The 26,811-nt window shown below is 30.0% G+C and carries 18 protein-coding genes and 1 pseudogene; 8 read left to right on the forward strand and 11 right to left on the reverse strand.

Features of this window, described 5'->3' with window-relative positions; all coding sequences use genetic code 11:
* The first annotated feature begins 29 nt into the window (after window positions 1-29).
* Together FBR08_RS13415 and FBR08_RS13420 are read left to right on the forward strand one after the other, a co-directional pair.
* Window positions 30-1,922, forward strand: coding sequence for an AAA family ATPase (locus tag FBR08_RS13415; protein ID WP_158963189.1), 1,893 nt, complete (start codon window positions 30-32; stop codon window positions 1,920-1,922).
* Window positions 1,923-2,021: 99 nt separating this feature from the next.
* Window positions 2,022-3,710 carry a hypothetical protein gene (locus FBR08_RS13420; protein WP_233266116.1) on the forward strand — a complete coding sequence of 563 codons (1,689 nt, stop codon included), beginning with the start codon at window positions 2,022-2,024 and terminating at the stop codon, window positions 3,708-3,710.
* Window positions 3,711-4,129: 419 nt separating this feature from the next.
* Here the strand turns inward: FBR08_RS13420 and FBR08_RS13425 are convergent, their stop codons facing one another.
* The 6 genes from FBR08_RS13425 to FBR08_RS13450 form a co-directional block, all read right to left on the reverse strand.
* A complete protein-coding gene (locus FBR08_RS13425) occupies window positions 4,130-5,707 on the reverse strand; it encodes an ATP-binding protein (protein WP_233266117.1) in 1,578 nt (525 codons plus the stop codon).
* A complete protein-coding gene (gene dndD / locus FBR08_RS13430; RefSeq protein ID WP_158963190.1) occupies window positions 5,700-7,805 on the reverse strand; it encodes a DNA sulfur modification protein DndD in 2,106 nt (701 codons plus the stop codon). Before dndD ends, FBR08_RS13425 begins: the two co-directional genes overlap by 8 nt.
* Before the next feature lie 191 nt (window positions 7,806-7,996).
* Window positions 7,997-9,568 (reverse strand): IS66 family transposase, encoded by a 1,572-nt coding sequence (tnpC, locus tag FBR08_RS13435; RefSeq protein WP_158964099.1) that lies wholly within the window; start codon window positions 9,566-9,568, stop codon window positions 7,997-7,999.
* Window positions 9,569-9,617: 49 nt separating this feature from the next.
* Window positions 9,618-9,956: an IS66 family insertion sequence element accessory protein TnpB gene (gene tnpB / locus FBR08_RS13440; RefSeq protein WP_115660758.1), complete on the reverse strand. Its 339-nt coding sequence runs from the start codon at window positions 9,954-9,956 to the stop codon at window positions 9,618-9,620.
* Window positions 9,956-10,243 (reverse strand): IS66 family insertion sequence element accessory protein TnpA, encoded by a 288-nt coding sequence (tnpA, locus tag FBR08_RS13445; RefSeq protein ID WP_131540868.1) that lies wholly within the window; start codon window positions 10,241-10,243, stop codon window positions 9,956-9,958. Before tnpA ends, tnpB begins: the two co-directional genes overlap by 1 nt.
* A gap of 99 nt (window positions 10,244-10,342) precedes the next feature.
* On the reverse strand, window positions 10,343-12,277 hold the full coding sequence (locus FBR08_RS13450) for a sigma factor-like helix-turn-helix DNA-binding protein (RefSeq protein WP_158963191.1): 1,935 nt from the start codon (window positions 12,275-12,277) through the stop codon (window positions 10,343-10,345).
* Window positions 12,278-12,821: 544 nt separating this feature from the next.
* On the opposite strand from FBR08_RS13450, the gene FBR08_RS13455 reads away from it, so the two are divergent.
* Window positions 12,822-13,256, forward strand: a complete 435-nt coding sequence (locus FBR08_RS13455) for a DUF3408 domain-containing protein (protein ID WP_158963192.1) — start codon at window positions 12,822-12,824, stop codon at window positions 13,254-13,256.
* Window positions 13,257-13,335: 79 nt separating this feature from the next.
* On the opposite strand, the gene FBR08_RS13460 is transcribed toward FBR08_RS13455, so the two are convergent.
* Window positions 13,336-13,806, reverse strand: a complete 471-nt coding sequence (locus tag FBR08_RS13460) for a JAB domain-containing protein (protein ID WP_158963193.1) — start codon at window positions 13,804-13,806, stop codon at window positions 13,336-13,338.
* Window positions 13,807-14,269: 463 nt separating this feature from the next.
* Here FBR08_RS13460 and FBR08_RS13465 point away from each other — a divergent pair, with 463 nt between their 5' ends.
* Window positions 14,270-14,599 carry a hypothetical protein gene (locus FBR08_RS13465; RefSeq protein WP_158963194.1) on the forward strand — a complete coding sequence of 110 codons (330 nt, stop codon included), beginning with the start codon at window positions 14,270-14,272 and terminating at the stop codon, window positions 14,597-14,599.
* A 48-nt stretch (window positions 14,600-14,647) separates the two neighbouring features.
* Here FBR08_RS13465 and FBR08_RS13470 read toward each other — a convergent pair whose 3' ends face one another.
* The 4 genes from FBR08_RS13470 to FBR08_RS13485 are packed head-to-tail and all read right to left on the reverse strand — an operon-like array spanning window position 14,648 to window position 22,387.
* A complete protein-coding gene (locus FBR08_RS13470; protein ID WP_158963195.1) occupies window positions 14,648-17,215 on the reverse strand; it encodes a prolyl oligopeptidase family serine peptidase in 2,568 nt (855 codons plus the stop codon).
* A gap of 6 nt (window positions 17,216-17,221) precedes the next feature.
* Window positions 17,222-17,959, reverse strand: a complete 738-nt coding sequence (locus FBR08_RS13475) for a hypothetical protein (protein ID WP_158963196.1) — start codon at window positions 17,957-17,959, stop codon at window positions 17,222-17,224.
* Window positions 17,949-19,313 (reverse strand): RagB/SusD family nutrient uptake outer membrane protein, encoded by a 1,365-nt coding sequence (locus tag FBR08_RS13480; protein ID WP_158963197.1) that lies wholly within the window; start codon window positions 19,311-19,313, stop codon window positions 17,949-17,951. Before FBR08_RS13480 ends, FBR08_RS13475 begins: the two co-directional genes overlap by 11 nt.
* An 11-nt stretch (window positions 19,314-19,324) precedes the next feature.
* Window positions 19,325-22,387 (reverse strand): SusC/RagA family TonB-linked outer membrane protein, encoded by a 3,063-nt coding sequence (locus tag FBR08_RS13485; RefSeq protein ID WP_158963198.1) that lies wholly within the window; start codon window positions 22,385-22,387, stop codon window positions 19,325-19,327.
* 1,431 nt (window positions 22,388-23,818) lie between these two features.
* Here FBR08_RS13485 and FBR08_RS13490 point away from each other — a divergent pair.
* The 4 genes and pseudogenes from FBR08_RS13490 to FBR08_RS13500 all read left to right on the forward strand — a co-directional run bounded on the left by FBR08_RS13490 (window position 23,819) and on the right by FBR08_RS13500 (window position 26,673).
* Complete coding sequence (locus tag FBR08_RS13490) at window positions 23,819-24,289, forward strand: helix-turn-helix domain-containing protein (RefSeq protein WP_158963199.1); 471 nt, start codon at window positions 23,819-23,821, stop codon at window positions 24,287-24,289.
* A gap of 104 nt (window positions 24,290-24,393) precedes the next feature.
* Window positions 24,394-24,552, forward strand: coding sequence for a hypothetical protein (locus tag FBR08_RS16775; RefSeq protein WP_006260699.1), 159 nt, complete (start codon window positions 24,394-24,396; stop codon window positions 24,550-24,552).
* Between the two features lie 64 nt (window positions 24,553-24,616).
* Window positions 24,617-26,188: a recombinase family protein gene (locus FBR08_RS13495; protein ID WP_158963200.1), complete on the forward strand. Its 1,572-nt coding sequence runs from the start codon at window positions 24,617-24,619 to the stop codon at window positions 26,186-26,188.
* Window positions 26,131-26,673: pseudogene (locus tag FBR08_RS13500) on the forward strand (uracil-DNA glycosylase family protein). Before FBR08_RS13495 ends, FBR08_RS13500 begins: the two are co-directional and overlap by 58 nt.
* Window positions 26,674-26,811 lie beyond the last annotated feature (138 nt).

A 26,811-nucleotide genomic window follows, 5' to 3' on the forward strand; every position in this document is an offset into this window, starting at 1 on the left:
ATTTAATAACCTAATATTCTATAACTATTATGATATTAAAAAGATACAAAGTAGAAAATTTTCGGTCAGTTCTTGATAGCGGCTGGATTGATTGTGATAATGTGACAACGTTAGTTGGAATTAACGAAGCTGGAAAGTCAAACTTACTTTTGGCTTTGTGGAAGCTAAATCCAGCAAGAGAAGGAAGTATTGACATTTTACACGATATGCCAGTTTCTAAACTTAGTACTTATCGTAAAACTCCCGAAGAAGTAAAGTTTATTACAGCGGAATTTGAGCTTGATGATGAAGCTATAAAGAGCATTGAATCTAAAGTTGAATGTAATCTTCAGGGAGATAAATCTGTAAAAGTTTCTCGTTTTTATGATGGAAGTTATACATTTGAATTTCCAAGTGGAAACCCGAAATCGACTAAAACAGAAAAAGTAACTAAAGAACTTGAAGAGGGCGAAGAACCGATTGAAGAAGATATTATTGTGCCAATTGTTGAATTGGATTTGGAGAAAGCTATTCTCGCAGAAATACCACCATTTGTCTATTACTCAAACTATGGAAACTTATCTTCGAAAATCTATCTTCCAAATGTTATCAAATGGCTAAATGGAGAAACTGTAGATGGAATAGATGTAAACGAGGAACAGGTTCGTACGCTCAGGGTACTTTTCGAATTTGTGAAATTAGACCCGAAAGAAATTTTGGAACTAGGACAAGATCCGAAAGAAATGGCAATGCTTAGGAATGGCAGAAATGGTAATACTCAACCAACTTCTGAGGAAATTAAGCAAGCAGAAAATGATAAGGAAGAACGAAGTATTCTCTTGCAGTCAGCTTCAGGCGATTTGACAAAGAAATTTAGAGAATGGTGGAAACAGGGAGAATATAAATTTAGGTTTGAAGCAGATGGCGATTATTTCCGCATCTGGGTATCTGATAGTATAAGAACGGACGAAGTAGCATTAGAACTTCGTAGTACAGGGCTTCAATGGTTTATTAGTTTTTATTTAATCTTCCTTGTTGAAAGTCAAGAACAAAACAAAGGGGCAATTTTATTGCTTGATGAAGCGGGACTTACTTTACACCCTTTAGCACAAAAAGACCTTGCTTTATTTTTTGATAATTTGTCAAAAGGCAATCAGATAATCAATACAACGCATTCTCCATTTATTGTTGATACATCTAATATAGATAGATGCAGAGTCGTTTTTATGGATAAGGATGGCTATACAGTTGCTTCAAGTAATTTAAGACAAGGTAGTGATGCCCTGAACGAAAAATCTATATATGCAGTTCACGCAGCTTTAGGACTAAGTGTTTCAGATGTTTTATTACAAGGTTGCCAAGCTATTGTAGTTGAAGGACCATCTGACCAGTTTTATCTAAATGCTATTAAAGGCTTCTTGATTCGAGAAAAACTTATTGCTCCGGAACAAGAAATTGTATTTGTACCATCAGGTGGTGTAAAAGGTGTTCCTGGTGTTGTGAGTATGATTTCGAGTAAGGCAGATGATATACCTTATCTAATTATCGATTCTGATAAAAGTGGCGAAGATGCGAAGAAAAGATTATTATCAGGTTTGTACCAAGGGTTTGAAAATAGAATATTAGATGTTAAAGATTATACCGAAATTGAAAAATCAGAGGTGGAAGATTTGATTCCATTTTCATTAATAAAAAAAGGAGTTGACAGACTTTTCAATTCTTTAGATGAAGTAGATTTTGAAGATAATTATAATAAAGAAATTCCAGTAGTTTCTCAAATAGAAACATTTGCTGATTCAAATGGAATTGAATTAGAAAAAGGCTGGAAAGTTGGAATATCTATGGCGGCAAAAGCTCAATTAAAAAGTAAGAAAGCAGATGCAATACCGCAAGAGTATATAGATAAGTGGACTAATCTTTTTAATGCATTTTTATCTGTATAAATAGTATCACTTTTTTAAACTAATAGTAAAGGAGTTATTCATACAAATAACTCCTTTTTATTTACACGGACGTAACCAGTAAAAATTATTTAGCAAGATATGATAGATATTGAAAGTAAAATAGATGAGCTTCAAGAATTAGTGTCGCAATATGACACTGAAAGCTTTGCTGGATCTTTAGCTTTTTTTATTAAAAAAAATATTGATCCTGCGGCAGATATTGAAATAAATAGATTTGGTTCTAAATTGAAAGACTTTCTTTACTTAATTTCTTTGAATGCATTTTCTGATAAAAAAGGAATGGAAAAGTTTGAGTTTCCATTCGATAATTTACATCTAATTGCAGATAAGCTGGATGAAATTAAAAAAATTATATATCCGCAAGATTTAAATAATTATACCAAAGAATCTGTAATTCACGAAATGGCCGTTAGGAATCATTTTGATAACGGTGTTTTAAGCTATGTTGAACAAGATTTAGAAAAATTAAGGAGAGTGTTTTCTCCCTTTGATGAAAAAATAATTTCAGATTTTGGTTTTGATATTGATTTTTTAATTGAGGTTTGTAAGGAAATTGAGCTCATTTCCATAATTCGTGGTAAGCAAATGATGGAGTTTATGTTTACTAAAGAATTTAGAGATTTTAATGATAGAATTCAACATGGTATTATATGTTTCTCAGATTCTTATGAAATGCTACCTGAACATATTAAGAAAGCTTTCGATTCCTTTAATGCTAAATCATATGCATCTTTAATGTTTTCATCATCTGATTTGTACCATAGGTTAGATGCGCAAAAAGTTGATAAACTTTTAAAATTAGTATCAATTGAACCAGTGTCTGATAATTCTATCAGATATTACACTGCTGAAAGTATTTTTGAAACGACACCATTTTTGAAGCTTTCTGATGACAACTATTTAAGCTTGTACGGGAAACAATTATCTATTTCTATTTATAAAATTATATACGCTCATTTATTTAATAATAAAAGTACTAATGTTAAATTAAGGAAACATAGAGAAGATACTTTGGAGGATAAAGTGAATGATATATTTAAATCTTTCTTTGCTAGTAAAGATTCCAATTTCTTTGAAAATTATTATGTAATTGATAATCACGAGCAAGACTTGTTAATCTTATATAGAGGAAATGCAATTATTGTAGAAGTCAAAGCTTCCAAGCTACGTGAACCCTTTAGAGATGTAGATAAGGCTATTGGTAGATTAAAGTCAGATTTTAAAAATGCTATTCAATATGGCTTTGACCAATGTAAGAGAGTTGAAGATTTCTTTTATTCTGAGGAAGTTTTTAATTTGAAAAATGATCGTAAAAAAGTATTACAAGTTATTAATCCTTTAAATATTAATAATGTATTTTCAGTTGTTGTAACACTAGAAAGATTCGGTTGCTTACAGACTGATTTAGGTTTATTGTTAGAGAAGGAAGATGATGTTGATTATCCTTGGTCTGTTTATATTGATGATTTAGAAATATTTTTGAAAACGCTACAGATAAAATCGAAAAATCACATCAATAATTTTTTGGATTTCTTGGATTATAGGAGGCAAATGCATGATAGAATGTATTCTATCGATGAACTTGATGTGTGTGCTTGCTATTTACAGAATCCATCCAACTTTAAAAAATTAGCTGAAAATGAAGATATTTATTTAAGCTTTTCTCCATACGAACAAGGTGATTTTGATAAACTCTATTGGGCAGGTAAGTTAAAATTCAATGAAAAATCTTTACCGGATGATTTTTATAAATTTGGATTAAGATAGTTATATTTTGTTATTATAACTCAAAGGAATGTTTGTAGTATTTAGTGAAATTTATATGACGTAGTTTGAACCGAAATAACTACAAGTGTTAGTTTAAGTGGTGCAAATCTAAATGCAGCTAAAGGCACATTTTGACCGAAATAGGTGGCACGGTCCGACCGAAATATCCACTGTGACCATAAGTGAGTTGGGTGTTAAAAATTTTATAAGTATTTATCTATATTAATAGATAAATAAAAAAGGACATAGTTACGTGACTATGTCCTTATGTCCTGTATGTACTAGTCCCTAAATGACAATTATCGAACAACTTTCTTGAAGATGCTGAATGTTTTTAGTAATTGTTTTAATAAAGGAATTTCGTTATATAGATCATACTATTTGATTTTTTTAATTTCTATAAATGTTTTTGTAGATTATCATAAATTTTCTTCTCTTTTTGTTCTCCACCATTGTCTAAGTTCTATTATTTTTGGATCCCCAATATTTATTAATCCTTTTCCAGAATCTAATTTTTTGATTTCTGTTTCAAGTTTATATCTACTATTTGGTGTACCTACAAAATTACTGATTGCTTTATAGTCTTTGTTCTGAATATTTAAACATATTGGCAATTGTACTTGAGAAGCGAAATCAAAATCTTTTGTTTTATAATCTTCAACTCCTTGTGAAAGCATGACAACAATAACACCTTTTGATCTTAAAAGTCGTAAAAGATCTTCTAAAGCTTTTCTTGCATTTTTGTTTTTTAGATAAATATGTGCTTCATCAATAACAATTACATATCTAATTGGAAAAATATGGTCTTGAGGTTCGCAATCATTTGTAGAGGTGAAATATGAATTAAAAAATCTTAGTAAGAGAAACACAACTAATTGACGTAATGTATCTGAAAGAGCAGGAGGTAAATTTAGATATAAGCTTTTACTTAATATACTTGGATTATTTGGATTACAATTAAAGATATTAGTTGATAAATCTCTTATCACAGAATATAATGTATCTTGTCTAATTCCATTTTCTTCATAATAATTTTCTAAATCGTTGAATAATTCGTTAATAGTAGGATATGAACCATTTTTTCTATCTAGTAAATCATTAATTAAACTTATAATAATATTTTCTTGACTAACTCCCATTTTTGGAACAAATGTTGAAATAGTATCTACAAATGCACGAATACTAAATGGTCTTTGTCTTTCATCCAAATTGATTGATAAGAAAGGGTTGAAATTTACTCCTCCATCATTAACAATATCAACGAATTCAGCATTTGCTGCCTCTAGAAATGATTTTAGTTGTTCTGGATTTCCTTCTCCTTTGTAATCAAAAAATATAAATTTAAGTTCGTCGTTTGAGTTTTTGGAAATCTGATAAAGAATATCTTTTATTAATTGGGTTTTCCCAGATCCAGCCATTCCTGCAATTGCAATATTTCTATTGTCGAATTCTCGAAGATCATTAATTTTAATAATAATAGGTTCATTATTTTCAGATTTTCCAATTTCAAATGATAATAAATCTTTAAACTCTTTGATTTCAGTTTTTTTTCTATCTATCGAAATGTGTGGTGTATTTGATCTAAGAGTTAGTCCTTTTTTTATTGGTTTTAATAGTATTGAAATGTGCTCTCCTTTAGTTATGTCACTATTATCTAATTGCTGTTTCCATAAGTCAAGTCCGTCCTTTAAATGTAATTTGTATAATCGAATAAATTCATTTTCAGATAACTCATTATTATAATGTTGGTCAAAGATAGTTTTATAAAGAACAAAATTATCTGTATCATTAATAAGACGTCCGAAGAGATTACTTGTAGGGGTATATTCTCTTCCATTTTGTGCAAGACTTAGAGTTTCTTCAGTAAATTTTTTTCCTTTTTCAAGGCTCAATGAAAGAGCTATTCTTCCTGTTATAGTATCTCTTTTAAAATTATAGATCGTTGTAATTCTGTCCAACAATTCTGTGCTTTCCAAATCTATTTTAAATCTAATCATTGTTTACAGTATTGAAATATCCATTCTTTAAATTGGTATTAGCTCCATCGTTTATTAATAGGTACGATTTGGCAATGTTTTCTGAAATATCTCTAAATCGTTTAGGGGTAATCTCACTATTTGTTGAGAAAAGTACAACTTGCTCTGATAAAGAAGGATAATATTTTTTTGTGATACTATCTCTGTGTTCTTCATCGAGCCTTCCTAATGGAGTGTCTATGAAAATTGGCAAGCTTTGGATTGATTCATTTAGAATAGCTTTAATTAAGCAAGAGATATAAATTTGCTTTTCTCCTGATGATAAGCTCTCCTTTTTAATTTCATTATCATCTTGGTCAAGTAATGTGATTTTCATACCTTGACCTGAAGCTAGAATGGTAACTTTAACATCTTCAATAAATCTACTATTGTTTTCCTCGCTTGAGAGTTTATGCATTAAAATTCTTAACTCACTAAGAATAGTTTTCTCTAAACTATCTTTATGTGTGCTTTTTTGTTCTTCTAAAAATGTATGAAGTGTATCAATGTATTTTTCTGTTTCTTTAATTTTTAATTTATTTTGAGCATTGATTTCAACATTGTTTCTGAGGGTTATGAGTTCGTGATTAAACCTTGTAATATCTTTCTTTATTTTGTTTAATTGTTGGGTATTTTCTCCTATTTTTCTGTTATTTTCAGTAGTTTTATTTTCAGCTGTTTCTTTCTTTGCAACGTAATCTAATACAATATCATCAACTAAATCGGCATCAATTTTGTTAAGAATTTTTATTAATTCGGATTTACGTAAATCGATACTATTAAATCCTTCAATGGTATTTTGGAATAAGTCACCTGATTGAGTATTGACAAGAATAATTGCATCAGAAATTAATTTTTTTTCAGCATTATTTAAATCATGTTCGAACTTTAATTCTTGATAGTTATTTTCATTATTATATAATTCACCCCCTAAACGTTTTGCTTTGTCATAGTAGAAACTCTTATCTCTAAAAGACATAGTTGAATTTTCTGGATCGGGAGGTTTATTGAAAAGCAATTCAATAAAATTATCTATTTTGGCTGCATTTTCTTTTAATAATTTTTGAGATAGCTCATTATTTTCTTGAATAGAAATATGCTCCTTTACTTCTTCTAATTTTCCAGCTAATATTGTCAAAGGAATAACCTCACTTAATTCTGTGAATTTTTCATTTAGATCTACTTCTTTTATTTTTAGTTTCTCAATTTCAGACAATATTGTTTCTCTGTCTAAATTGGAATTACCTTGTTTACTGTTTTGCGAAATTAAGGTATCAAATTTTCTAATCTCCTTTTTTAATTCATCTATCTCTTTAAGTTTTTCAGCATTATCTTCTTCAAGCTTTTCAATTTCCAAATATGATAGATCAATAGCTTTTTCCTTATCTATAATTTGTTCTTGAAGATTTCTAGTGGCTCCTTCTTTTTTTAAAGTATTAATGTAAAATTCTAGATCATCAATTAGTGTTTCATAATTGTCTAAGCCTAATATTTTTCCAAGCGCATCATTTATAAAACTACCTTCTTCTTTTATTGATAAATTTGCTATTTCAGAAATTTTTTCAGCATCGAAAAACACAAATTTTGCAGCATCTATTGGAATGATATAATCATTAATGAAGTTTATTTTATCTTCTTCATTATCAAATAATTCTAAATTTGAGGATGTGTCAATAATAGATAGTTTTTCTTCTGTTGTTGAAGTATTTCTTGATCGAGTAATTATTATTTTATTAGCATCTGGTGATAGGTTAAAATTATTAGGTAATTCAATTTCTTCAACAACTATACTAATGGAAAAAGTATTAATTCCTTCTTTTTGTGCTGTCCAATTAATTGATTGTTGCATAAAAGAGGAATAATTTTTTTCCTTTTGGATTTCTTTTTTAAAATTATCATCTATCAGAGAAATTTTTTCACCATACAAACACCATACAATTGACAGTAAAAAATTAGTTTTTCCAAAACCATTTTTACCACCAATTACTACAATATTCTTTTCTGTAGTTGTAGATAAATCAAAATCTACAATTTTATTATATTGTCTAAAATTATTGATTATTATATTTGAAAACTTCATTTTGTAGCTCTTTCTATTACATCAACAATTTTTTGCTGATGGTAGTTATTACGTTTTATTTTTTTTGCTCTTACAGAATCTAGTAATGATTCTATAGAGGTGTAATCAACACCTTTAATTGTACAAATTTCTTTAAGTCTTTCAGTTTGGCGGTATGCACCCGAGCAAGTACATCTTGTGAGGAGTAACTATTATTCTACAATGTTTGTAATTAACTTCTTATAATTATGAGGATATAGATCTGTGATATTCTTGTGGTTTATGGATTGAATATTTTCAAGAACATACTTTAACCATTGGTATGGATTAACGTCATGTTTTTTACAGTTAGCGAAAAATGTATAGGCCATAGCTGCTCTTTGCGCAGCATCATGAGAACCAGCAAAGAGATAGTTTTTACGTCCAAGGGCTACAGGTCTAATTACATTTTCTACAAGGTTGTTGTCTATCTGTAAGTTTCCATTGTATAAATACGCACTAAGGTTATCCCATCTTGTTTGTGAGTAAGCAAAAGCTTTACCTATTTGACTTTTAGGTAATGTAAGTTTCATCTGAGCGAACATATATTTACCCAGTTCATTGATAATAGGTAAACTCTCTTTTAGACGAAGTTCTTTGATTTGGTCAGGAGCTAAGTTTTGTTCTTTTGCTTTTTTCTCTACAGCATATAATTTCTGTATTTCTACGAGTACATGCTGAGCCCTTATTTTATCATTGTCTAATGCTCTCTCAAATTCACGACGAGCGTGTGCCCAACAGCCAAGATGTGTAACATCTGACTTATTTCCATAGGCTTTGTACCCGCTATAACCATCAGTTTGCAGGTATCCTTTGAAGTTTTCTAATATGGGTAATGCAGCACTACTAGCACGAGTAGGACTGTAATTAAACATCACGAGTTTGGATATAGGTGCGTGATACACCCAATAATACCCAAGATGAGATTTATCTTTCTTTTTCTCATCTAAGACTTTGATGGTGGTTTCATCAACTTGAAGATAACCTTCGTTTTTGATGTCCATCACCAGCTTTTGGTATAGTGGCTTCAAAGCATCCATACTTTGAGCTGCCCAACCATCTATTGTAGAGGAAGCAATATCGATATTCTCTCTTGAAAAGCGTTGCTTTTGTCTATATAGAGGAAGATGGTCTACATATTTGTCAACCAATATAGTTGATAGAAGTCCTTCTGAAGCTATTCCTTTATCTATAATTCGCTCTGGGAGTAATCCAATACTAATTTGGGTATCTTCTTTGTCTTTGGTCGCGTATTTATATCGGATGTAACGCTTGATTTTAAAGTAACCAGGAACATAATCTAACACATCTGTAATTTCTTTACCAATGCAGACCTTATCAGATAGATCCCCTTCTGGGTGAATTTCTATTTCTTCTACAGGTAAATGATCAGGAAGTTTCGCTCGTCCTGGATGTTTCTTCTTTTCACGAGTGTAGGTAATCTCTTGTTTGATTACTTCTTCTTGTTCCTCTAAGACTGCTTGTTCAACATCCAAAGGTAACTGAGTTTGATTAGGATCCTCAAAACGTTCTCGGCTTTGACCAAACTTCATGCGTTCAAGTAGCTTTACTCGATATTCCAGTATCGTATTTTTTTCTTCTAGTTTAGAGGTCTTTTCTTCTAACTCAGTAGCTTTCTTTTCTAACTTAGTATTTACTTTCTCTTGCTTGGAAATAGTTTTTGACTGCTGTTTTATAAGTGCCAAAAGTTCTTGTTTCGATAAGTTTTCTAAGTCTATTTCCATGAAGTAAATATACGTCAAAAGCCTTGTTTATACAAGAATTAAGACGGTTTTACTTCATAGAAAATCGTCTTTTTTGACTACTTTTTATCACTTGAATTCCCTCTATCATAAGTACTAAATCACTCCAACTTATCTGTGACTTGTTATGAGATGGAAAGGCAAAAGTACCTTGTTCTAATCGCTTGTGATATAACACAAAACCTCCTGTTTCCCAGTGCAGAAGTTTCATCTGATTACCTCGACGATTGATAAAGACGTACACACTGCCATTGTGAGCTACTTGATTAAGCTCGTTTTGAACAATGCCACACAGACTATCAAAACTCTTACGCATATCACAAGCTGATTTATATAAATGGAATTGGTGACTACTACTCAGACTAAACATTAGACAAGGTTCACTAATGAATAGAGTTCATTTAAATCTTTCGTTTCTACACGAAGTTTCACTCCATTAGGATAGATAATATCGTATTCTTTGCTCTCAGTAATATGCTCTTTATTTATAGTGATAAAGTTACTCGATGAATTTTGAATATTTTCATTCTTATACTTTATTACCCAATAACTAAATGTTGCTAATTTAATTCCTACGCTTTCACAGTATCTTGATTGGGTTAATCCACTTGCTTTGTAATCCTCTACATGAGAGTACATCATTTCTTGTTTGCTCATCTCTTTATTATTTGAGACAAACTTACTATCTTACATTAGGTTATGAAATATGTCGTTGCTCGGGTGGATACGTTTGGCGTATTTTATTTTCTAGTATTTTCATACAGTCAATTTTTTTTGTTCGTTTATATTAATGAATTTATTATCAATAAGCTGCTGTATAATGTAATTCATATTTTTATTAGTGATATTCAATAATCCACAATAGTAGTGATTTAAAGTATCAATGTCTATGCTGTGATTTTTTCTTATATGTTTTGTTATCGCTTTACCTAAAAATTTAGGCAAATCAACTAAATTAGAATGGTAACTATTGTTATTTAACCCAATAAAACTTTGATTAAAAATCACAAATTGTTTTTGAGGATCAAGTTTTAAATTAGTAATTACATTTTTAGCATTAGTGTCTGCTCTAAATTTATGAATTTCTTCTAGAATTTCATAAATATGAATAGGCTCGTTGTTTTTTTTAAGGTATTCTGTCACAATATCTTTGATTGTGCCTCCTTTTATGTTATTTCTTTCCGATTCCCATTTTTTTAAGCCATAAGTACTACTTCGTCCAAAATAAATAATTTCAGTTGTTCGTTGCAGACTACCTCTTAAAGCATCATGGCTTTTAGTAATTCCAGGATTGTTTTTTTCAAGAAGATCATATATTTCTATTAATTTGGATGGTTCTCCTATATTTTCTAATACTTCAATAGCATATTCAAATACCTGTTTTACTGTATTTCTTTGAAATATAAGATTATCATTTACATCTAGATACAATCCAAATTCATCGATAAGTATTTTTTCTGCTATCGGTAGAGCTGTATTTATAGTCTCAACATCGAAATCTTTAATGAACCGTGATAAATAGCTTTTGAAATTGAAAGTATAAGTTTCTTCAATGCGTTCATTTATTCTTTCGCTTACATCATTAACAAATGAAGTGTAATCAATTATTGAAAGGTATTTGTTTATAAGATAAAAATTGCTCCAATTATGTCGACTTCTACTGTTGGAAAATTTAGGGAGTAATAGATCTTCTATATTGCCTAATAAATAGAAATCATCACTTAAATAAACAGCAAGTATATATCCAATAAATTCTTTAGAAAAGTTTGTTCTATTCAATGTGTTAACTCTATTTACTATATTTTCTTTAATTTCAAGTAAATTAGCAGATAGGTCTAAACCATAGTTTTGAAACAAATTATCATTGAAACTCTTGATAAATAACAATTTATTAGACAATTCTTCTATACAAGTTTTCCTTATTTGTCTTACTCGTTCTCTTGTTAAATTGTTTCTTTCTGCAATTTCTTCAAGATTTAATTCTTTTTCACCTTGATATATTTTTAGTGCTTGTTTTAATATAATTGTTTGATTTTCAGTAAATAAAACATTTTTATCTAATAAGAAATTGGTAAGTAGAAATATATATTCTGATTCTAAAATTTCGTTTGGAATTTGTGGCAAGGAGAACGTTCGTTGAATTAGAAAATTGTTCTTTAATATTATTAGCTGTCTCTCATCAGCAGATTCATTAACGTTAGCTATAAAATCTTTTATTATTGAAATATAATTTTCTAATTCAGGAATTGATTTTTTTCCTATATTTTCAAGAGTGCCAATATTGAAGTGTTTATTAGATAAAATTTTTTCTGAGAAATTTCTAATACTAAAGTTGTTATTTAAAAACAGTGAAATAGCATTTTTAGTTCTTGCAGAAAGACTATTTGTATTAGCATAGATAAAGCTATTAATTACTTCTCTTTGTATCCTTGTTAAATTAAGCTGTATTTTATTTATCGATTCGTTATATGATTCTTTGATCATATTTTGCTCAATAATTAAATGAAATTTATTGCAAATGTCAATTAATTCCTTATTAGACTTATATCCACAGTTTTGAAGTTTCTCAAATGAACCATTAGCTAAATAGTATTCTTTTAAAGTATTAATATTATCAATACCGTTAGCTCTACAAACATTGTATGAGCGAACGCTTATCTCATTATTCTTATGAATTTCATATAGCGTCATTGTCAAATATATTTAACTAAAATTGTAGCAAACATATTAAAACTTTCTCTAACTATATTACGGAAATCCGTAAACCCCACATTATTTTGAGTCTATCTGCTATTCAAACAAAAAACTCACGACTTCGGAGTAGTTTTCTAGCCCTCTGCAAGAGCAAGTAGTTTTGAAAGCTCGAACCTTATTTGGAGTGCCTCAAAACATAACTTGCTGTTACTTTTCGGTAACTTTTTCAACATATTTACAATATGTTTTTTATAATATAAATACTGTTTATACACCTATAAGTAAACGCCAAATTAACTCTTTAAAGACCTGTTTTTAAATAGTGAGTCCATATCTCTGGTTATTTGTCTAAGCAATATTTTTGTTGGACAAACGCAATATCGTAGCTATAACTTTACATAGCTCCCAACGATCAAACACACAAATTGACTGTTAATAAAACCTTTATACAGTTTGATGTCTTAAACATTGGAATTGCAACTCAAAAGGTAGCATAACATTTAACTAATAACATAAATAAACAGATATAAAATGAGTAATTATGAAAGAAGAATTTAAAAAGAAACGTGCTATTGACGAAGAAGCTATGATGGCACTAATGGTTGATGGACTAAGACCTAATGGATTTACAGAGGCTGAACTCAATGCTCCTGGTATAAGAGATGAAGAGGAAGATACTGTGGATGAACCAAAGAAAAAAAGACGTGTAAAAAAAGAACAGAACTCTACTAAAGAATGCGATTCAACAAATTATGAAGAAGTCTTTTTTAAAGATGTCAAAAGCACAGCACGTCATGGGAAATCGGTGTATATAGATACTGGGCATCATAAGGTACTTTCTCGTATTGTTCAGGTCATCGCAGAAGATAAACTTACTATCTATGCTTATTTATATAATCTATTAGAACATCATTTCAATGAGTTCGAACAACAGATAACCACAAGCTTTAATGAAAAGAACAAACCTATTTTTTAAGTATTTCAATAAAATACTAAAGAAGTAAAACTGTAAAAGTACTTTTACAGTTTTACTTCTTTAAAAAAACAAAGGCACCTTATAAGATGCCTTCATCTGCAAAAGAGTAGTAACTCTCTACTGTTATAATTAAATGATCTAAAAGATTAATATCAAGTATTTTACTTGCTTCTTTAATCTTTCTTGTAATTTGTCTATCAGCATCACTTGGAGCTAATTTCCCTGACGGATGGTTGTGTATAAGCAAAAATCCCACAGCGTTCGCTTTTAAAAGAGCGGAAAAAATGATTCTCAAATCTACTATTGTACCTGTTATTCCTCCTGAGGAAACTTCTAATACTCCAAGTACTTTATTGTTGTTTGAAAGCATAAGGACTTTAAACTGTTCTAATAATTCAATCTTATTACCATCCCACGCTTTTAATGCTATTTGATAAGCACTGTAAGAAGATGTAATCTGAGGTCTCTGTGAAGCCTTTACTTTTGATTTGTAAATTAATTCTACTTCTGAGGCGATAAGCCATTCTTTGTTTAAAACTTTAGTTTCCATACTATTAAATTTTTAAATTAATTATGGAACCACAATTGGTAATGGCTTAGCGAGCGCAAGAAGCAACGCAATAAAGCGCAGACTTTAGTCAAGCATTTATGGGGGAATTTCTTGTTAGCGAACCGCAAGGCATTGCCTAACTTTGTGCTATTATTAATAAAAATAATACTCTACTACTTAAATGATAGAATTAATTATACTATGAAAATATGCGGAAAACACGTATTGTTTTGAATTACAAAGAGTTGTAAGTTTACCTCATAAGAATTTTTTCATGATTATATTTTTTTTAGTTGAAGCTGTAATACTATACTTTGTACACGTATAGTAGGGATAGAAAAGTTCGATTTAGGGTAGCTACATAAATCGACTACGGTGAATAAGAGACATAGATTAACTTTAAAAGACGACCATTTTTATAACAGACACGAGATTTGTTATATAATTTAAAAACGATAACATTATGAAACATTTGATAAAAAACCTACTTATGCCATTTGCCGTTGTTGCAATGCTAAGCGTAGGTGCATTCACAATGAATGCTAGTAATAAAGCTGATAATAAAATTGAAGCTACAAAAATTGCTGAATCACAAACACCATACATTGGTACATTACACTATAAGGTAGGAAGTACTTATCCAATAGCTACTATTGTAGATAGAAAAGACTGTACTTTGGATGAGACTACAGTTGCTTATTATGAAGAAGTAAATAACCAGCAAACAAGAATGTATGGTTGGGATTCTAATTTAAATGATTACAGGCCACTTTTTGAAATTACAGAATTGTAAATATTAAGTAAAAACGGAGAGCACCTATGTTTTAGGTGCTCTCTTATTTTAAAAGTTATCCAAAGGACTCCAAGAAGTATTGTCGTAATTAATTCCCTTTTCTATCCACTTAATTTCTTTTTTATCTCTTAAAAAGTAATCAAACCAATCAATAGTTCTTTTTGTTAAATCTTCGGATTCTATAGGATGATCTAATCCTAAGGCATGATCTATATCTTTGTAAAAAAGAGCAATAGTAGGTACTTGATACCGTTTTAAGGCAATATACATTTTACGGGTATTTTCCCAATATACATTTTCATCTAAAAGACCTGTCCAAAGTAGTATAGGAGTAGTTGTTTTATGTGCATGTAAGATTGGAGAATTAGCCAAATACTTTTCTGGATTTTCTGCATAACTTTGATTAAATGCATATTGAGCACTTTCTGTCATGAACCAATCCGGTATATTTCTCATATTACTATATCTATAGGTAAGCCCTCCTATTAAGTCATGAGCAGCTGCACCACTAACAACCGCTTTAAATAGATTGCTTTGAGTTGCAATAAAGCTACTTTTATACCCACCAAATGAGTGCCCAATAAGTCCTAATTTATTGGAATCAATAGAAGATTCGGTTTGCGTTATGGCTTCAATCCCTTTAGTTATACACTCTAATGCAGATATTCCAGGACCTTGCTCAGAAACATAGGTTTGAGTATAAAAAACAAAATAACCCAGTTCTGTTAGCAAAGGAATATTAAATCCTATTTGACTTAAAAGCGTTGGAACTTCAAAGATGTTGGTATCTGTTCTATTGAAATTATAAGTGTATACAATCATCGGATATTGTTTATTTGAATCAAAATCTTTGGGATAATAAAGTGTTCCTTGTAGCTCTTTTTGATATTTATCTTTAAAAAAGATACTCTTTTTCTTTTTCCAAGAATAAAGCTCTTTAGGAATATCACTTGATAGTAATGTTGAAACCGTATTATTTCTCAATAGCATAATATCAGTTGCTTTATTGTAATTCTCTTGAGTAAAAATAAATGTACTAAGGTCTTTACTGGTAAGACTTTTTAAACTTGAACGAGCTTGTGAAATATTATCATCTTTAATTTCTACTATTGTATCAATTTTGTTTTTATTGATTTTATAAATTGAAGAGACTTGTTCATCACTTGTTAATAATAAGATTGGTTTATTGGTATCTAAAGTATTGTTAATACTGTTATTAGTCAAACTATTTAAAAAAGTAAACTGTGATTGATTGTTTACTTTAAATAGTTTTTGATGGGTGCCCTTTTTCACATTAAGTTTAATTAGAAAATCATTATTTACATAAAAAACAAACTGTGAATTTTCCGACCACATAGGAATGAATCGATACTCTGTATCAGATGTTATTGATATTGTTTTTTTACTTTGGACATCCACTATTTTCCACTGTTTTGAATTGTTATTATCTATATACAAAACATACTTATTGTCTTGAGAAGGTATTAAATATTGTTTACTTCTACTAATAGTTGAGAATAAAGAGTCAAAGTTATCTGTTCTAACAAGTGTGTACTTTATTTTTGCAAAGTAACTATCAAAGTCCTGGAAATCAAAAGGATTATAAGCGAGGAGATGATTGGGTAAATCAATAAATTCATAGTCGTTTTCTCTTGTTCTGTGTAGTTCTACAAGAGTATCACGTTGATAATTATAGACAAAAGCTTTATAAATAATCTCATACTTTCTTCTAAAATTACTAGGAAATAAGAATTTTGAATTCCCATTCCAAATATCAAGATACTCAGTGGCAGGAATCTCCTTATCAGATTTAACATTATACCTGACAAACACATCGTTGTTACTGTAAAAATTGATTTCAAAACGCTCAATTTGTTTTTCGTTCAGTTTTATGGACTTTGCACTATTAGTTGTAGTGTTAACAAGATGTACTGTGTTTTTTGTATCTTTAAATGCAAATACATCTTGCTGTTTGTTCCAATACAGCATTTCTATTTTGTAGTCAAAAGAATCAATCTTTTGATTTTTAAATGTTTGTAAATCAACAACAAAAACCGATTGTTCTGTATCATTTTTCTGGTATACCAGTTTTGTTTTATTGCTGTTTATAAAGTAATTTCCTATTTCCAAATCACTAATTAAAACACGGTCAATCTGTCCTTTACTATTTATTATACTAATTTTTATTTCATTGTTAGAAGATAAAGTGATTAATAGATTTTGATTTTCAACAGCTTTGGTTGTAAACTTTCTTATATTATTGACAAGTAATTTACTTGATGGATATCCAATTTTTTCTATTATGATATCTTGATTAACTTTTCCAACAACAAGATCATTGTAAAGCAAATTATTGGAAACATCTTTTAAGTGAGCAATATCTACTTTTTGTTTAGTTAAAGTATTGATATACAATAAAGAGTCTTTGCTTTTATTGAACTTGTTTTGGTACCTTTTACTGATAAGACCCCACTTAGCATCAGGACTTAATTTACTTGGAAAAACAGTGTTCCATCTATCATCTATAGATAAAGTATCTTGCTGTAAACTGGCATTTGCATAATCAAATTGCAAGAATGCCAGTACTAACAAGATGCTATTTATAATATGTTTCATAACTAATTACATATAAAGATTTACAATGGTATCATTTTGAGGATAAAAACGAATAACATTAGGAGATAAAGACCACACGCTACACATAGATCCTTTTGGTACTTTTATAGAAAATGCACCATTTGTATCTGTTAAATGATAAGTACCTGTCCCTTCAGTATTATTATTAAAAGCTGATCCTACATCGACGTTTTTTAGTGGTTTTTGTGTTTTCTTACTATAAATATTCCCCTTAATTGTAATGAGTTTTTCAGGATCTACAGTTTGTACATGCTTATCCAAGTAATTTTTTAATGTAGGATTATTTTTAACTTGAGCCTCATATTCTTTATTCTTTGGTTCAACAGAGATATTTAGTATTTCATCTTTTGTGAAATCTGTAAAAGTATAAGCAGCTGTGTCCCTTCCATAAATGATATAGTTTGGAATTAAAACAAGAGTATCTGTTTTTTCTATTTGAATTTTATAGTATCCTTTTTTATCTACAAACACCCTTTCATTTTCTCCATAAACTTGTAGTTCTTGGTTTTTCCACACCCATTTGTTCTTTATATTCATGGTTGTTAGTCCAAGTGGTACAGAATCCGTTGCTTTTACAGTCACTCTACCTTGTATTGTTATTTTGTTATCTGCTAGTTGAGATGTTTTATCAAGTGATTTACATCCCATAATTAAAAGAAGCATTAACAATGAATGATAAATAGGTAGACGTTTTGTTATTGATTTAGGTGTATTAGTATCCATTGTTTTGAGGATTAAGATTTTTATTGATTAGTAATTGTTTCTCAGGTATAGGAAAAAGTTGATGAAATTCTCTCCAGTTAGGTTTAGCATCCTTAAGTATCTGTAGTTTTTCAAGTCTTTTTAAAGTAAAGAATCGATGCCCAGATTCAGTGAAAAACTCTTTATTTGATTCAGTAAGATATTGTGTTTCAAATTCTTGTTTTGTAATATTTAGAGGCAGACCATTTAATCCTCTTTTGATTCGTACAGTATTGATTACTTGTACTGCTTCAGAAATTTTGTCTTGTCTATAAAGACTTTCAGCTAACAAAAAGTTGGCTTGTTCTATTCTGAAAAAAACAGAGTACTCGTCAGTATTATTTGTTTTGTTTTTATACTTATAAACACCATATAACACACTTTCATTAGATTTCACTTCTTTTATCCAATGCTTAAAACGCATATCGTTAGTGTCAAAAGAATCTATTAGCTTTTTACTTAACACCGTTGTTGTTGGGGTAATTGACGTAAATAGATATAGATTTGCTTCTGGTGTAGCAGCAGAGTTTTGTAGTGGACTGATTTGCCATAGTGTACTTTTTGCAGTTTTCTTGAAAGTTTGGTCAAGATTCATTTCAATGTTGTACAACGAATTATAAACCAGTTTTTGAGCAAGGCTTTCAGCTTCACTATATTTTTTTTGCAGTAAATAATTCTCTACAAGAAGTAACTCCGCAACTGCTTTGTTAACATAAAACCGCTGATTGTCCCTGTATTCATAAGAAAGAAGTTCTACAGCATGTAATAAATCCTTTTCAATTTCAATCAGTGCTAAATGATACGGTGTTTTGTAAATACTTGTATTAAAGATATAATCTGTTGAAGTTGTGTAAGGAATATCTCCATAGAGTTGTATTAGATACTGATAATGTAAAGCTCTAAGAGTATATGCTTCTCCTAATAACTGATTTTTTATTTGCTTTTCAAAAGCAGATGATTGGCTAACACCATTGATAAAAGCATTGATAGTATAGATGCTTTGATATGCGTTATCCCACCATAAACGGCTACTATTGTTATCTGCATTGATCGTATTTAAGTATAAATCATTGGTAGAAGTACCTAAATAATCTAATTCATCTGTGTAAAGACTAAGACTATATGCTAAACCACTGCTGTTTTTAGAGAGAAAGAACTTATCTCTTATATTGGAATAAATAGTTGATAACACTGCTTTAGTGGTGTTTATATTTTGATACACATCTTTCTCATTGATTTTATTTTCAGGTAAGTCAACTTCAATCATGCTTTCACATGAGGTGGTTAAAATGACCAGTATCAAAAAAAGTAGTTGGGTTATGATATATTTTTTCATGATTTAAAGCTTTAAAAAATTAATTGTATTCCAAATGCATATGTGCGCAAGGGAGGTAAATACCCATAAGTTGCAAATTCTGGATCCATTCCTTTATAGGAAGTGATTGTCCAAAGATTTTGCCCTTGTAGATATATTCGTAATGATTCAATATTTACAGTAGGTATTTTTAAAACATAAGAGACAGATATATTTTTTAAACGCAGATAAGAAGCATCACTAATAGAATTATCACTATCTATAAAAGCTTGAGTATTACTACTGGAAGTAGGTAAATTTGTATTGGCAGCTATATAAGGCGCATTTAAATTATCGATAGACCAACGCTGTGTCATTTCAAATGGTAAGTTTACGATTGCGGCACCAGGAAGGTTGTATAGTCTATTGATGTTATAGTTCTTTTGTTTTTTGAAATAGAATAAAAAATCAAGGGTAAAATTTTTGTAAGAGATGGTATTTTGTATCCCTCCATAGAATTTTGGGTTTAGATTTTGAACAAGTACTTTATCTTGAGCATTTATTTTTCCATCATTGTTAAAATCTGTAAACTCATAAAAACCTGTTTGTGGATTAATTCCCTTGTATTGGTATGTTTTAACTATATTCAATGGTTCTCCAATAACATAAAAACTACTTTGTGTACCTTCTTCTAATCCTGGATAAGAAAGCAGTTTGTTTTTAGGAAATGAGATATTAAAGTTAGTAGTCCATTTCCAATCTTTATGTACTATGTTCTGAGTGTTCAAAGTAAATTCCCATCCTTTATTTTCAACCACAGCAGGAGAGTTTGTCAAAATAGAAGAAAAACCTGTGGTAGAACCAAGAGTTAGACCAACTAATTGGTCTGTTGAACGGTTGTTGTAATAAACAATAGAAGAATTGATTCGATCTTTAAACAAACTAAATTCTAATGCACCTTCAAGTTTAGTTGTCTTTTCCCATTTGTAATCTGCGTTATAAAGTGATGTAGGAGTTAATCCGCTCTCAGAATTATATGAAGTTGAAACAACACTATAGGTATTTAAGTACGCATAATCTCCTATATTATCACTTCCTGTAACACCATAGCTTCCTCTTAATTTACCAAAGCTCAACCAACTATTACCAGATAATAGTGACTCGTTAGAAAACAACCACGCAGCTCCAATAGCCCCAAAGTTTCCAAATCTATTATTTTCTGCAAAACGACTCGAGCCATCTCTTCGAGCAGTTAAGTTTAAAATATATTTGTTGCTGTAATTGTAATTTAATCGAGTAAATAAGGCTACATATTTGTAGGTTGAATTATACGTATTTCCTATATATTTTTGCTTAGCGGAGCCAATATTTCTAATCAGTGATTCAGAAGAATAACCAACTCCTCTAATTTGTGAATTAGTACTGGTAGATGTTTGATAGGTTGTTCCAACAAGAACACTAAAAGAATGATTATTAATCGATTTTTTATATTCTATTTGAGGCTCTACTAAATAAGTATTGAATTTTTGATCCGCCTTACTACTTGAGGAATCATCACTTGTTAGTCCATAGATTGGATTGTTAATTGTATAAGGACTAATTTTCCACTCTTCAAAGTTATTATTGGTTAACCCTGTATTTATTTTAAAATAAGTGTTAGATAAAAAATTATAAGACAAATTAGCATTTAAGATTAGCGTATTTGTTTTGTTTTCATAAGTTTCATTTAATTGAGCAATTGGGTTTTCAAAAGTTCCGTTTTGCCAATTAAGATTACCCTTGTCATCATACAGTTTTGGTGCATTAGGCGCCAATTTAATTGCTTGTTGAGTTATATCTGTAACAGAAAGATTATTGCTCTGAGTTGAGTAGGTAGTGGTTGTGTTTATTGCAAGGCGATCATCCTTGCTTCGGTGATTTAAACTAAGTAGGAGGTTATTTCTTTTATATCCTTTGTCTGTTGGAAAAACAGTAGTGTTTTCATTGTGATTAAGATTGATATTAAATAATGTATATTGATTTCCTCCACTTGTGTTTAAAGCAATGTTTTTATCAATAGCAGTGTTTCCTATTAATTCTTTTTGCCAATTGGTATAGCGATTTCTATCCCATGTTCCGTTTAAATCATAAGCATTAATTGGGTAAGAAGTAACACCACTGTTTTTAAATGCTTCTTCACGCATTTGAAGATATTGATCGGTATTCATGATCTGTACAAACTTTGGTACTTTACTAAAACCAGTAGAGGAAGAAATAGTAAAGCGCATTTTATCGCTATTGGCTTTTTTTGTAGTAATTAAAACTACGCCATTAGCCCCACGTGAGCCATAAATAGCTGTAGCATCAGCATCTTTTAGTATTTCTATACTTAGAATATCTGATGGATTAATGGCATTTAAAGGAGAGATGTTATTGGGTAGTATTTCCGTTGCATAATTTCCATTGTTCTTACCTAAATTTTCCGAAATAAACGGTACCCCATCAATAATATACATTGGGTTATTCCTTCCAGAATTAGAACTATCTAAAAAGTTACGTCCTCGTATTTCTATATTCATTCCACCTCCTGCGACACCACTACTTTGGGTTATGTCAACCCCTGCAACTCTTCCTTGTATAGCCTGCAATGGATTAACTACAGGTTGAAATTCAATGTCTTTTGCAGTTACACGAGCAATACTTCCTGTACGTTCACGATCTTTAACGTTGTAATATCCTGCATTAACCACAATTTCATCCAGTGTACTACTATCTTCTAAAAGAGTAATATTTAATATAGAACCGTGATAATCTGAATAAGTAATAGTCTGCTGTTTATACCCTATCATTGAAAAAGTAATTTTATCACCTGCGCTTATCTCAATAGTGTATTTCCCGCTTAAATCAGTTGCTGCGACTTTATTGTCACTGGTAGATATGTGTACACCACCAAGAACACCTTGACTGTCTTTTACAATTCCAATTAATTTAATTTTTTGCTTATTATCAGGTAAGGTATTTGGCATTGTAAAAAATAAGTAATAATTATTTGATACGGCATAGTTTGGATAACAGATTAAGAAACTTAAAAGCATAGTTATCCTGTAACCATAATTGGTTAAAATTTGAGTTTTCATAATATTTATAATTGAAGTGATATAAGAGAGCTTTAAATCATTAAGATTATTATTGCCGTAGTATTAGATAAGTCTGTTATATCAAGGGGTTAGTTAATTGAGTTTTAAAACCATCTCCTTTACTCTAAAGCATGTCTCCCAAAATGCGATATAGAGCAAGGAGATAGTCATGGACTTTTATATGTCTTAAAATCCCTTTAAGCCATATTTTGTGTTGTGTGTTTAAGTGCTCACTAATAGCTTAATTCTACATTAACCAATTTAGAATAAACTAAGTAGTAAGCGTTTTTCTCCATAGTGTAATAGTTTTAAAGTGTGATTAATAAATAGAACAGTAAATAAATTCTCTTCATAGCTTTTTACTTACTAACTAATCAATTTGCTCTATTGGCTTAAAAGTGAATATATTGATAACAATACGTTTCAAATTAGTAGACAATAGAAGTCCTGTACGCATCTAAAAAACTAACTTAGACTTTGCGTAAAATGTGTGTTTATTCTAACTAAATAGGTAATAGTGTAGCTATCTAACATTAAAGCGTTAATGTCAAATTAATCTACATCGATAAGATTTAGTTAAACTAAAGTTTAATCATAAGCTAAATGTGAGTTTAGTTACTAATTTTTGTTGTTTGTAATAAAATGTAATAATTGAAAAAATCTCGAATAGAACATTCGATAAGTCCATTAAGGAAGAGGTATTGTTAATCTTCTATGATAGAATGTAAAACAATATAACCTTGTTTTTTAAACCTTTTAGAGCTTGTTTGGGAGACAGCATACATAAAAGGTCTATTGTATTTTTAAGCAAAGAATAATTAATTCTTTTGCTTTAGTTCCTTGGATAGTCCAGTATATACATACCAGACTATCACATCTTCTGACCTTTACTTTTGGAGAACTGTAAGAAAGGATTTACTTTTAGAGTGCGAATCAAAAAAGAAAAAACCTAAATAGCTTAAAAGTTATCTATTACGTAAAGGTAATAGTAGTGTAAAAAAGGGGAATCCCTGTTTTGCTACTATTAATGAGAGAGATAATTGCTTTTAGTGTAAAAACAAAAAAATCGCTCACATAAATTATATGAACGATGTTTAAGTATGATAGATCAAACCTTGTAAAAAAGCAAGGAGCGGTCGCGTACTTTCAAGCCGTAGGGGTCCTAAACCCTATTGAGTTTAACTCAATGCTTTTGAAAGTATACGTGAGTACCGCTCACATGCAAAGACAAAAGTATGAAACTTTTTTGCATGGAGCGACTGCACGGTTACTCTCGCAAGCAAATTTAGGACTTCACGGCGCGAGATAACATCGTTTGTTAAGCGTATAGCTTAATCAGTCTATTATTAGATACAAATATAAACAAATAATCAATAAACACAAAAAGTTTTAAAATAAACACTTTTTGTGTTTATTAAAAATATAAGCTTTATGCCATACAAATTAGAGATTGGACAAAAACTAAAGAAAAAAAGAGAAGAGTTAGGTTATACACAAGGAGATATTGTATATATGACTAAGATATCTAAAAGTTCTATTATAAAGATAGAAAATGGAAAAACTACCAATATGGACTTTTATTTCCTTTATGCTGTGACAGTAGAATTATCACTACAATCATTATTAGATGTGAAAATTGATTTAGCACCTAAAAGAAAATTGACAGAAACAAGATCTAAAGCTATAAAGTTAACAATGAAGATAAGGAACTTAATATCAGAGAATTTTTTCAACACCCCAAAAACTGTAGCTGATATAAAGGAAGAATTATTAGAAAAAAAGTTAATTGATATTTCACTTAAAAGTGGAGAGATATCAAATGTTCTTAGGAACATTGAAAAAGAGAAAGGTATAGAGGTTATTAGAGATGGAAAAATTAATAGATATAAAAGTATAGTGTAATCTTTCTTTATAACTGATATACGACAAGATATACCATAAAAAGACATTTCAGAAAATAAATGAGTATCCCTCTTTAGTTTAGTCAATAACTAAAGAGGGATATTATGAAACGTAGAAATATAAAACGAATTAGTATAGAAGAGTCATTAGACTATTTTCAGAAAAATGGATTAGATGTTACTAAAGAGGAAGCATCTGAAATCCTCGATTTTCTCTATATATTAATTACTATAGTTTTTCGCGAATACTTTGATAGAGAGTAACTTATTTCTATCTTTGTGTTATCTCCCAATTTAATTTATCGTCTAATAATTAAATGGTTAGCTTATGAAAACAGCTGATTTGTATATTCGTGTGTCTACTGATGAGCAAGCAGACAAAGGATACTCACAAAGAGATCAAGAAGAACGCTTACGTCGTTATTGTTCCCAATATAATTTTAAAGTAGGAAATGTGATTTATGAAGATCATTCTGCAAAAACATTTAATCGTCCTGCTTGGAATAGTTTACTTCAAAATTTAAAGAAAAATAAAGGAAAAACTCATTTGGTATTATTTACTAAATGGGATCGTTTTAGCCGTAATGCTGGGGATGCTTATCAAATGATAAATATGTTAACCAAACTTGGTGTTAACCCTCAGGCTATTGAACAACCATTAGATTTAACTATCCCAGAGAACAAGATGATGTTAGCTATTTATTTAGCTGCTCCAGAGGTTGAAAATGACAGAAGAGCTCTTAATACTTTTTATGGAATGCGTAGAGCTAAAAAAGAAGGCAGAGTTATGGGGAATGCACCTTTTGGTTATGCAAATAAAAGTAAAGAAGATGGAAAGAAGTATATCGCTTTAATTCCAGAACAGAGTAAAGCAATGAAATGGGCATTTACTGAATTAGCTAAAGGTATTCTCTCTGCTAATCAAATAAGATTAGAGATGAATAGAATGAATGCAGGAAAATTAAGTAGCACAGCGTTTCATGTAGCGATACGAAATCCAATTTATTGTGGTAAAATCTTTATTCCAAAATATAAAGACGAGGAGGCATATTTTGTAACTGGATTACATGAGGCTTTAATAAGTGAAGCTTTATTTGATAAGGTGCAAATGATATTAGATGGAAATGTTCGTAAAGAAAGACCTAATACAAAGATTCTTTCGGATGAAAACCTCCCACTTAGAGGTTTTTTAGTTTGCCCAAAATGTAATAGGAATTTGACAGGTAGTGCTTCTACAGGAAGAAATAATAGGTATTATTACTATCACTGTTTAGCAAGTTGTGGTTTTAGACAAAAAGCTGGTGTAGCAAATGAGATTTTTGAAAATGGATTAAAACAACTTCAGATTAATAAAGTTGTGCAAAATTTTATGAAGAAGCTACTTATAGATAGTTATAATCAAGTCTTTGGAAATCCAGTAAGTCAGAAGAAAAGTATATTAGAAAACATTGATAAGATTAATCATAAACTGTCAATAGCTCGAAATAAATTGTTAGAAGGAACTTTAGAGGATGATGATTATTTAGCAATAAAGAAGGAGTGTAAAATTGATATAGAAAAATTTGAAAAGCAATTAATTGAGGAAGAAGGAAATAAAAAGATAGATATAAAAAGTATGCTTGATAGAGCATTAGATAAAGTCGTAAACCTTGGTGTACTCTACGCTGAGGGAGGTATTCAAACCAAAAGAGAAATTATTGGTTCGATATTTCCAGAAAAATTAGAGTTTGACGGAAAAATTTATCGAACCACACGAATTAATACTTTAGTGAAGTGTATCTTTCAGATTAACAATGAATTGGCTAAAAATAAAAACAGGATATATGAGAATTTTCTCGATATATCCTGTGTAGTAGGGTTTGTGAAAAATTTATCGAACCTAATCCTATCATTTCTGTAAGTACAACAAGTAAAATTATTATTATTGGGCAAGCACCTGGCAGAATTGTACACAAAACTGGCATTCCTTGGAATGATAAAAGTGGCGATAATTTAAGAGAGTGGTTAGCTGTTGACGAAAGTCAATTTTATGATACCAATATTTTTGGAATTATGCCCATGGGATTTTGTTATCCTGGTACAGGAAAATCTGGCGATTTGCCACCAAGAGTAGAATGTGCCCCTTTATGGCATCAACCAATTTTTGACCAGTTCAACGCTGTTGAACTGGTCATTTTAATTGGACAATATGCACAACAATACTATTTGAAAGACAACGCTAAATCTACACTTACCGAAACGGTAAAAAATTAAATCGAATATTTACCCAATTTTTTTGTATTGCCACATCCATCACCAAGAAATAATATATGGATGGCAAAAAATAAATGGTTTCAAGAAGAGGTATTGCCAACATTAAGAAAAGAAATCTCAAAAATAATGTAATGACATAACTTGAAATATTAAAATCCTATACATACAAATTTGTATCATTAAGAGATTATGAATTTGATTTATGACCATAAAAAAAACAGCATACAACAGTGGTTTGCCAAAATGGGGGCAGAAGTGCTACATTGATCA

This window comes from Myroides fluvii (assembly GCF_009792295.1).
GTDB lineage: Bacteria > Bacteroidota > Bacteroidia > Flavobacteriales > Flavobacteriaceae > Flavobacterium > Flavobacterium fluvii_A.

Coding starts and splice junctions, on each gene's coding strand:
- FBR08_RS13415 (WP_158963189.1), top strand. CDS start 30: ATGATATTAAAAAGATACAAAGTAGAAAATTTTCGGTCAGTTCTTGAT.
- FBR08_RS13420 (WP_233266116.1), top strand. CDS start 2,022: ATGATAGATATTGAAAGTAAAATAGATGAGCTTCAAGAATTAGTGTCG.
- FBR08_RS13425 (WP_233266117.1), bottom strand. CDS start 5,707: ATGATTAGATTTAAAATAGATTTGGAAAGCACAGAATTGTTGGACAGA.
- dndD (WP_158963190.1), bottom strand. CDS start 7,805: ATGAAGTTTTCAAATATAATAATCAATAATTTTAGACAATATAATAAA.
- tnpC (WP_158964099.1), bottom strand. CDS start 9,568: ATGGAAATAGACTTAGAAAACTTATCGAAACAAGAACTTTTGGCACTT.
- tnpB (WP_115660758.1), bottom strand. CDS start 9,956: ATGTTTAGTCTGAGTAGTAGTCACCAATTCCATTTATATAAATCAGCT.
- tnpA (WP_131540868.1), bottom strand. CDS start 10,243: ATGAGCAAACAAGAAATGATGTACTCTCATGTAGAGGATTACAAAGCA.
- FBR08_RS13450 (WP_158963191.1), bottom strand. CDS start 12,277: ATGACGCTATATGAAATTCATAAGAATAATGAGATAAGCGTTCGCTCA.
- FBR08_RS13455 (WP_158963192.1), top strand. CDS start 12,822: ATGAAAGAAGAATTTAAAAAGAAACGTGCTATTGACGAAGAAGCTATG.
- FBR08_RS13460 (WP_158963193.1), bottom strand. CDS start 13,806: ATGGAAACTAAAGTTTTAAACAAAGAATGGCTTATCGCCTCAGAAGTA.
- FBR08_RS13465 (WP_158963194.1), top strand. CDS start 14,270: ATGAAACATTTGATAAAAAACCTACTTATGCCATTTGCCGTTGTTGCA.
- FBR08_RS13470 (WP_158963195.1), bottom strand. CDS start 17,215: ATGAAACATATTATAAATAGCATCTTGTTAGTACTGGCATTCTTGCAA.
- FBR08_RS13475 (WP_158963196.1), bottom strand. CDS start 17,959: ATGGATACTAATACACCTAAATCAATAACAAAACGTCTACCTATTTAT.
- FBR08_RS13480 (WP_158963197.1), bottom strand. CDS start 19,313: ATGAAAAAATATATCATAACCCAACTACTTTTTTTGATACTGGTCATT.
- FBR08_RS13485 (WP_158963198.1), bottom strand. CDS start 22,387: ATGAAAACTCAAATTTTAACCAATTATGGTTACAGGATAACTATGCTT.
- FBR08_RS13490 (WP_158963199.1), top strand. CDS start 23,819: ATGCCATACAAATTAGAGATTGGACAAAAACTAAAGAAAAAAAGAGAA.
- FBR08_RS16775 (WP_006260699.1), top strand. CDS start 24,394: ATGAAACGTAGAAATATAAAACGAATTAGTATAGAAGAGTCATTAGAC.
- FBR08_RS13495 (WP_158963200.1), top strand. CDS start 24,617: ATGAAAACAGCTGATTTGTATATTCGTGTGTCTACTGATGAGCAAGCA.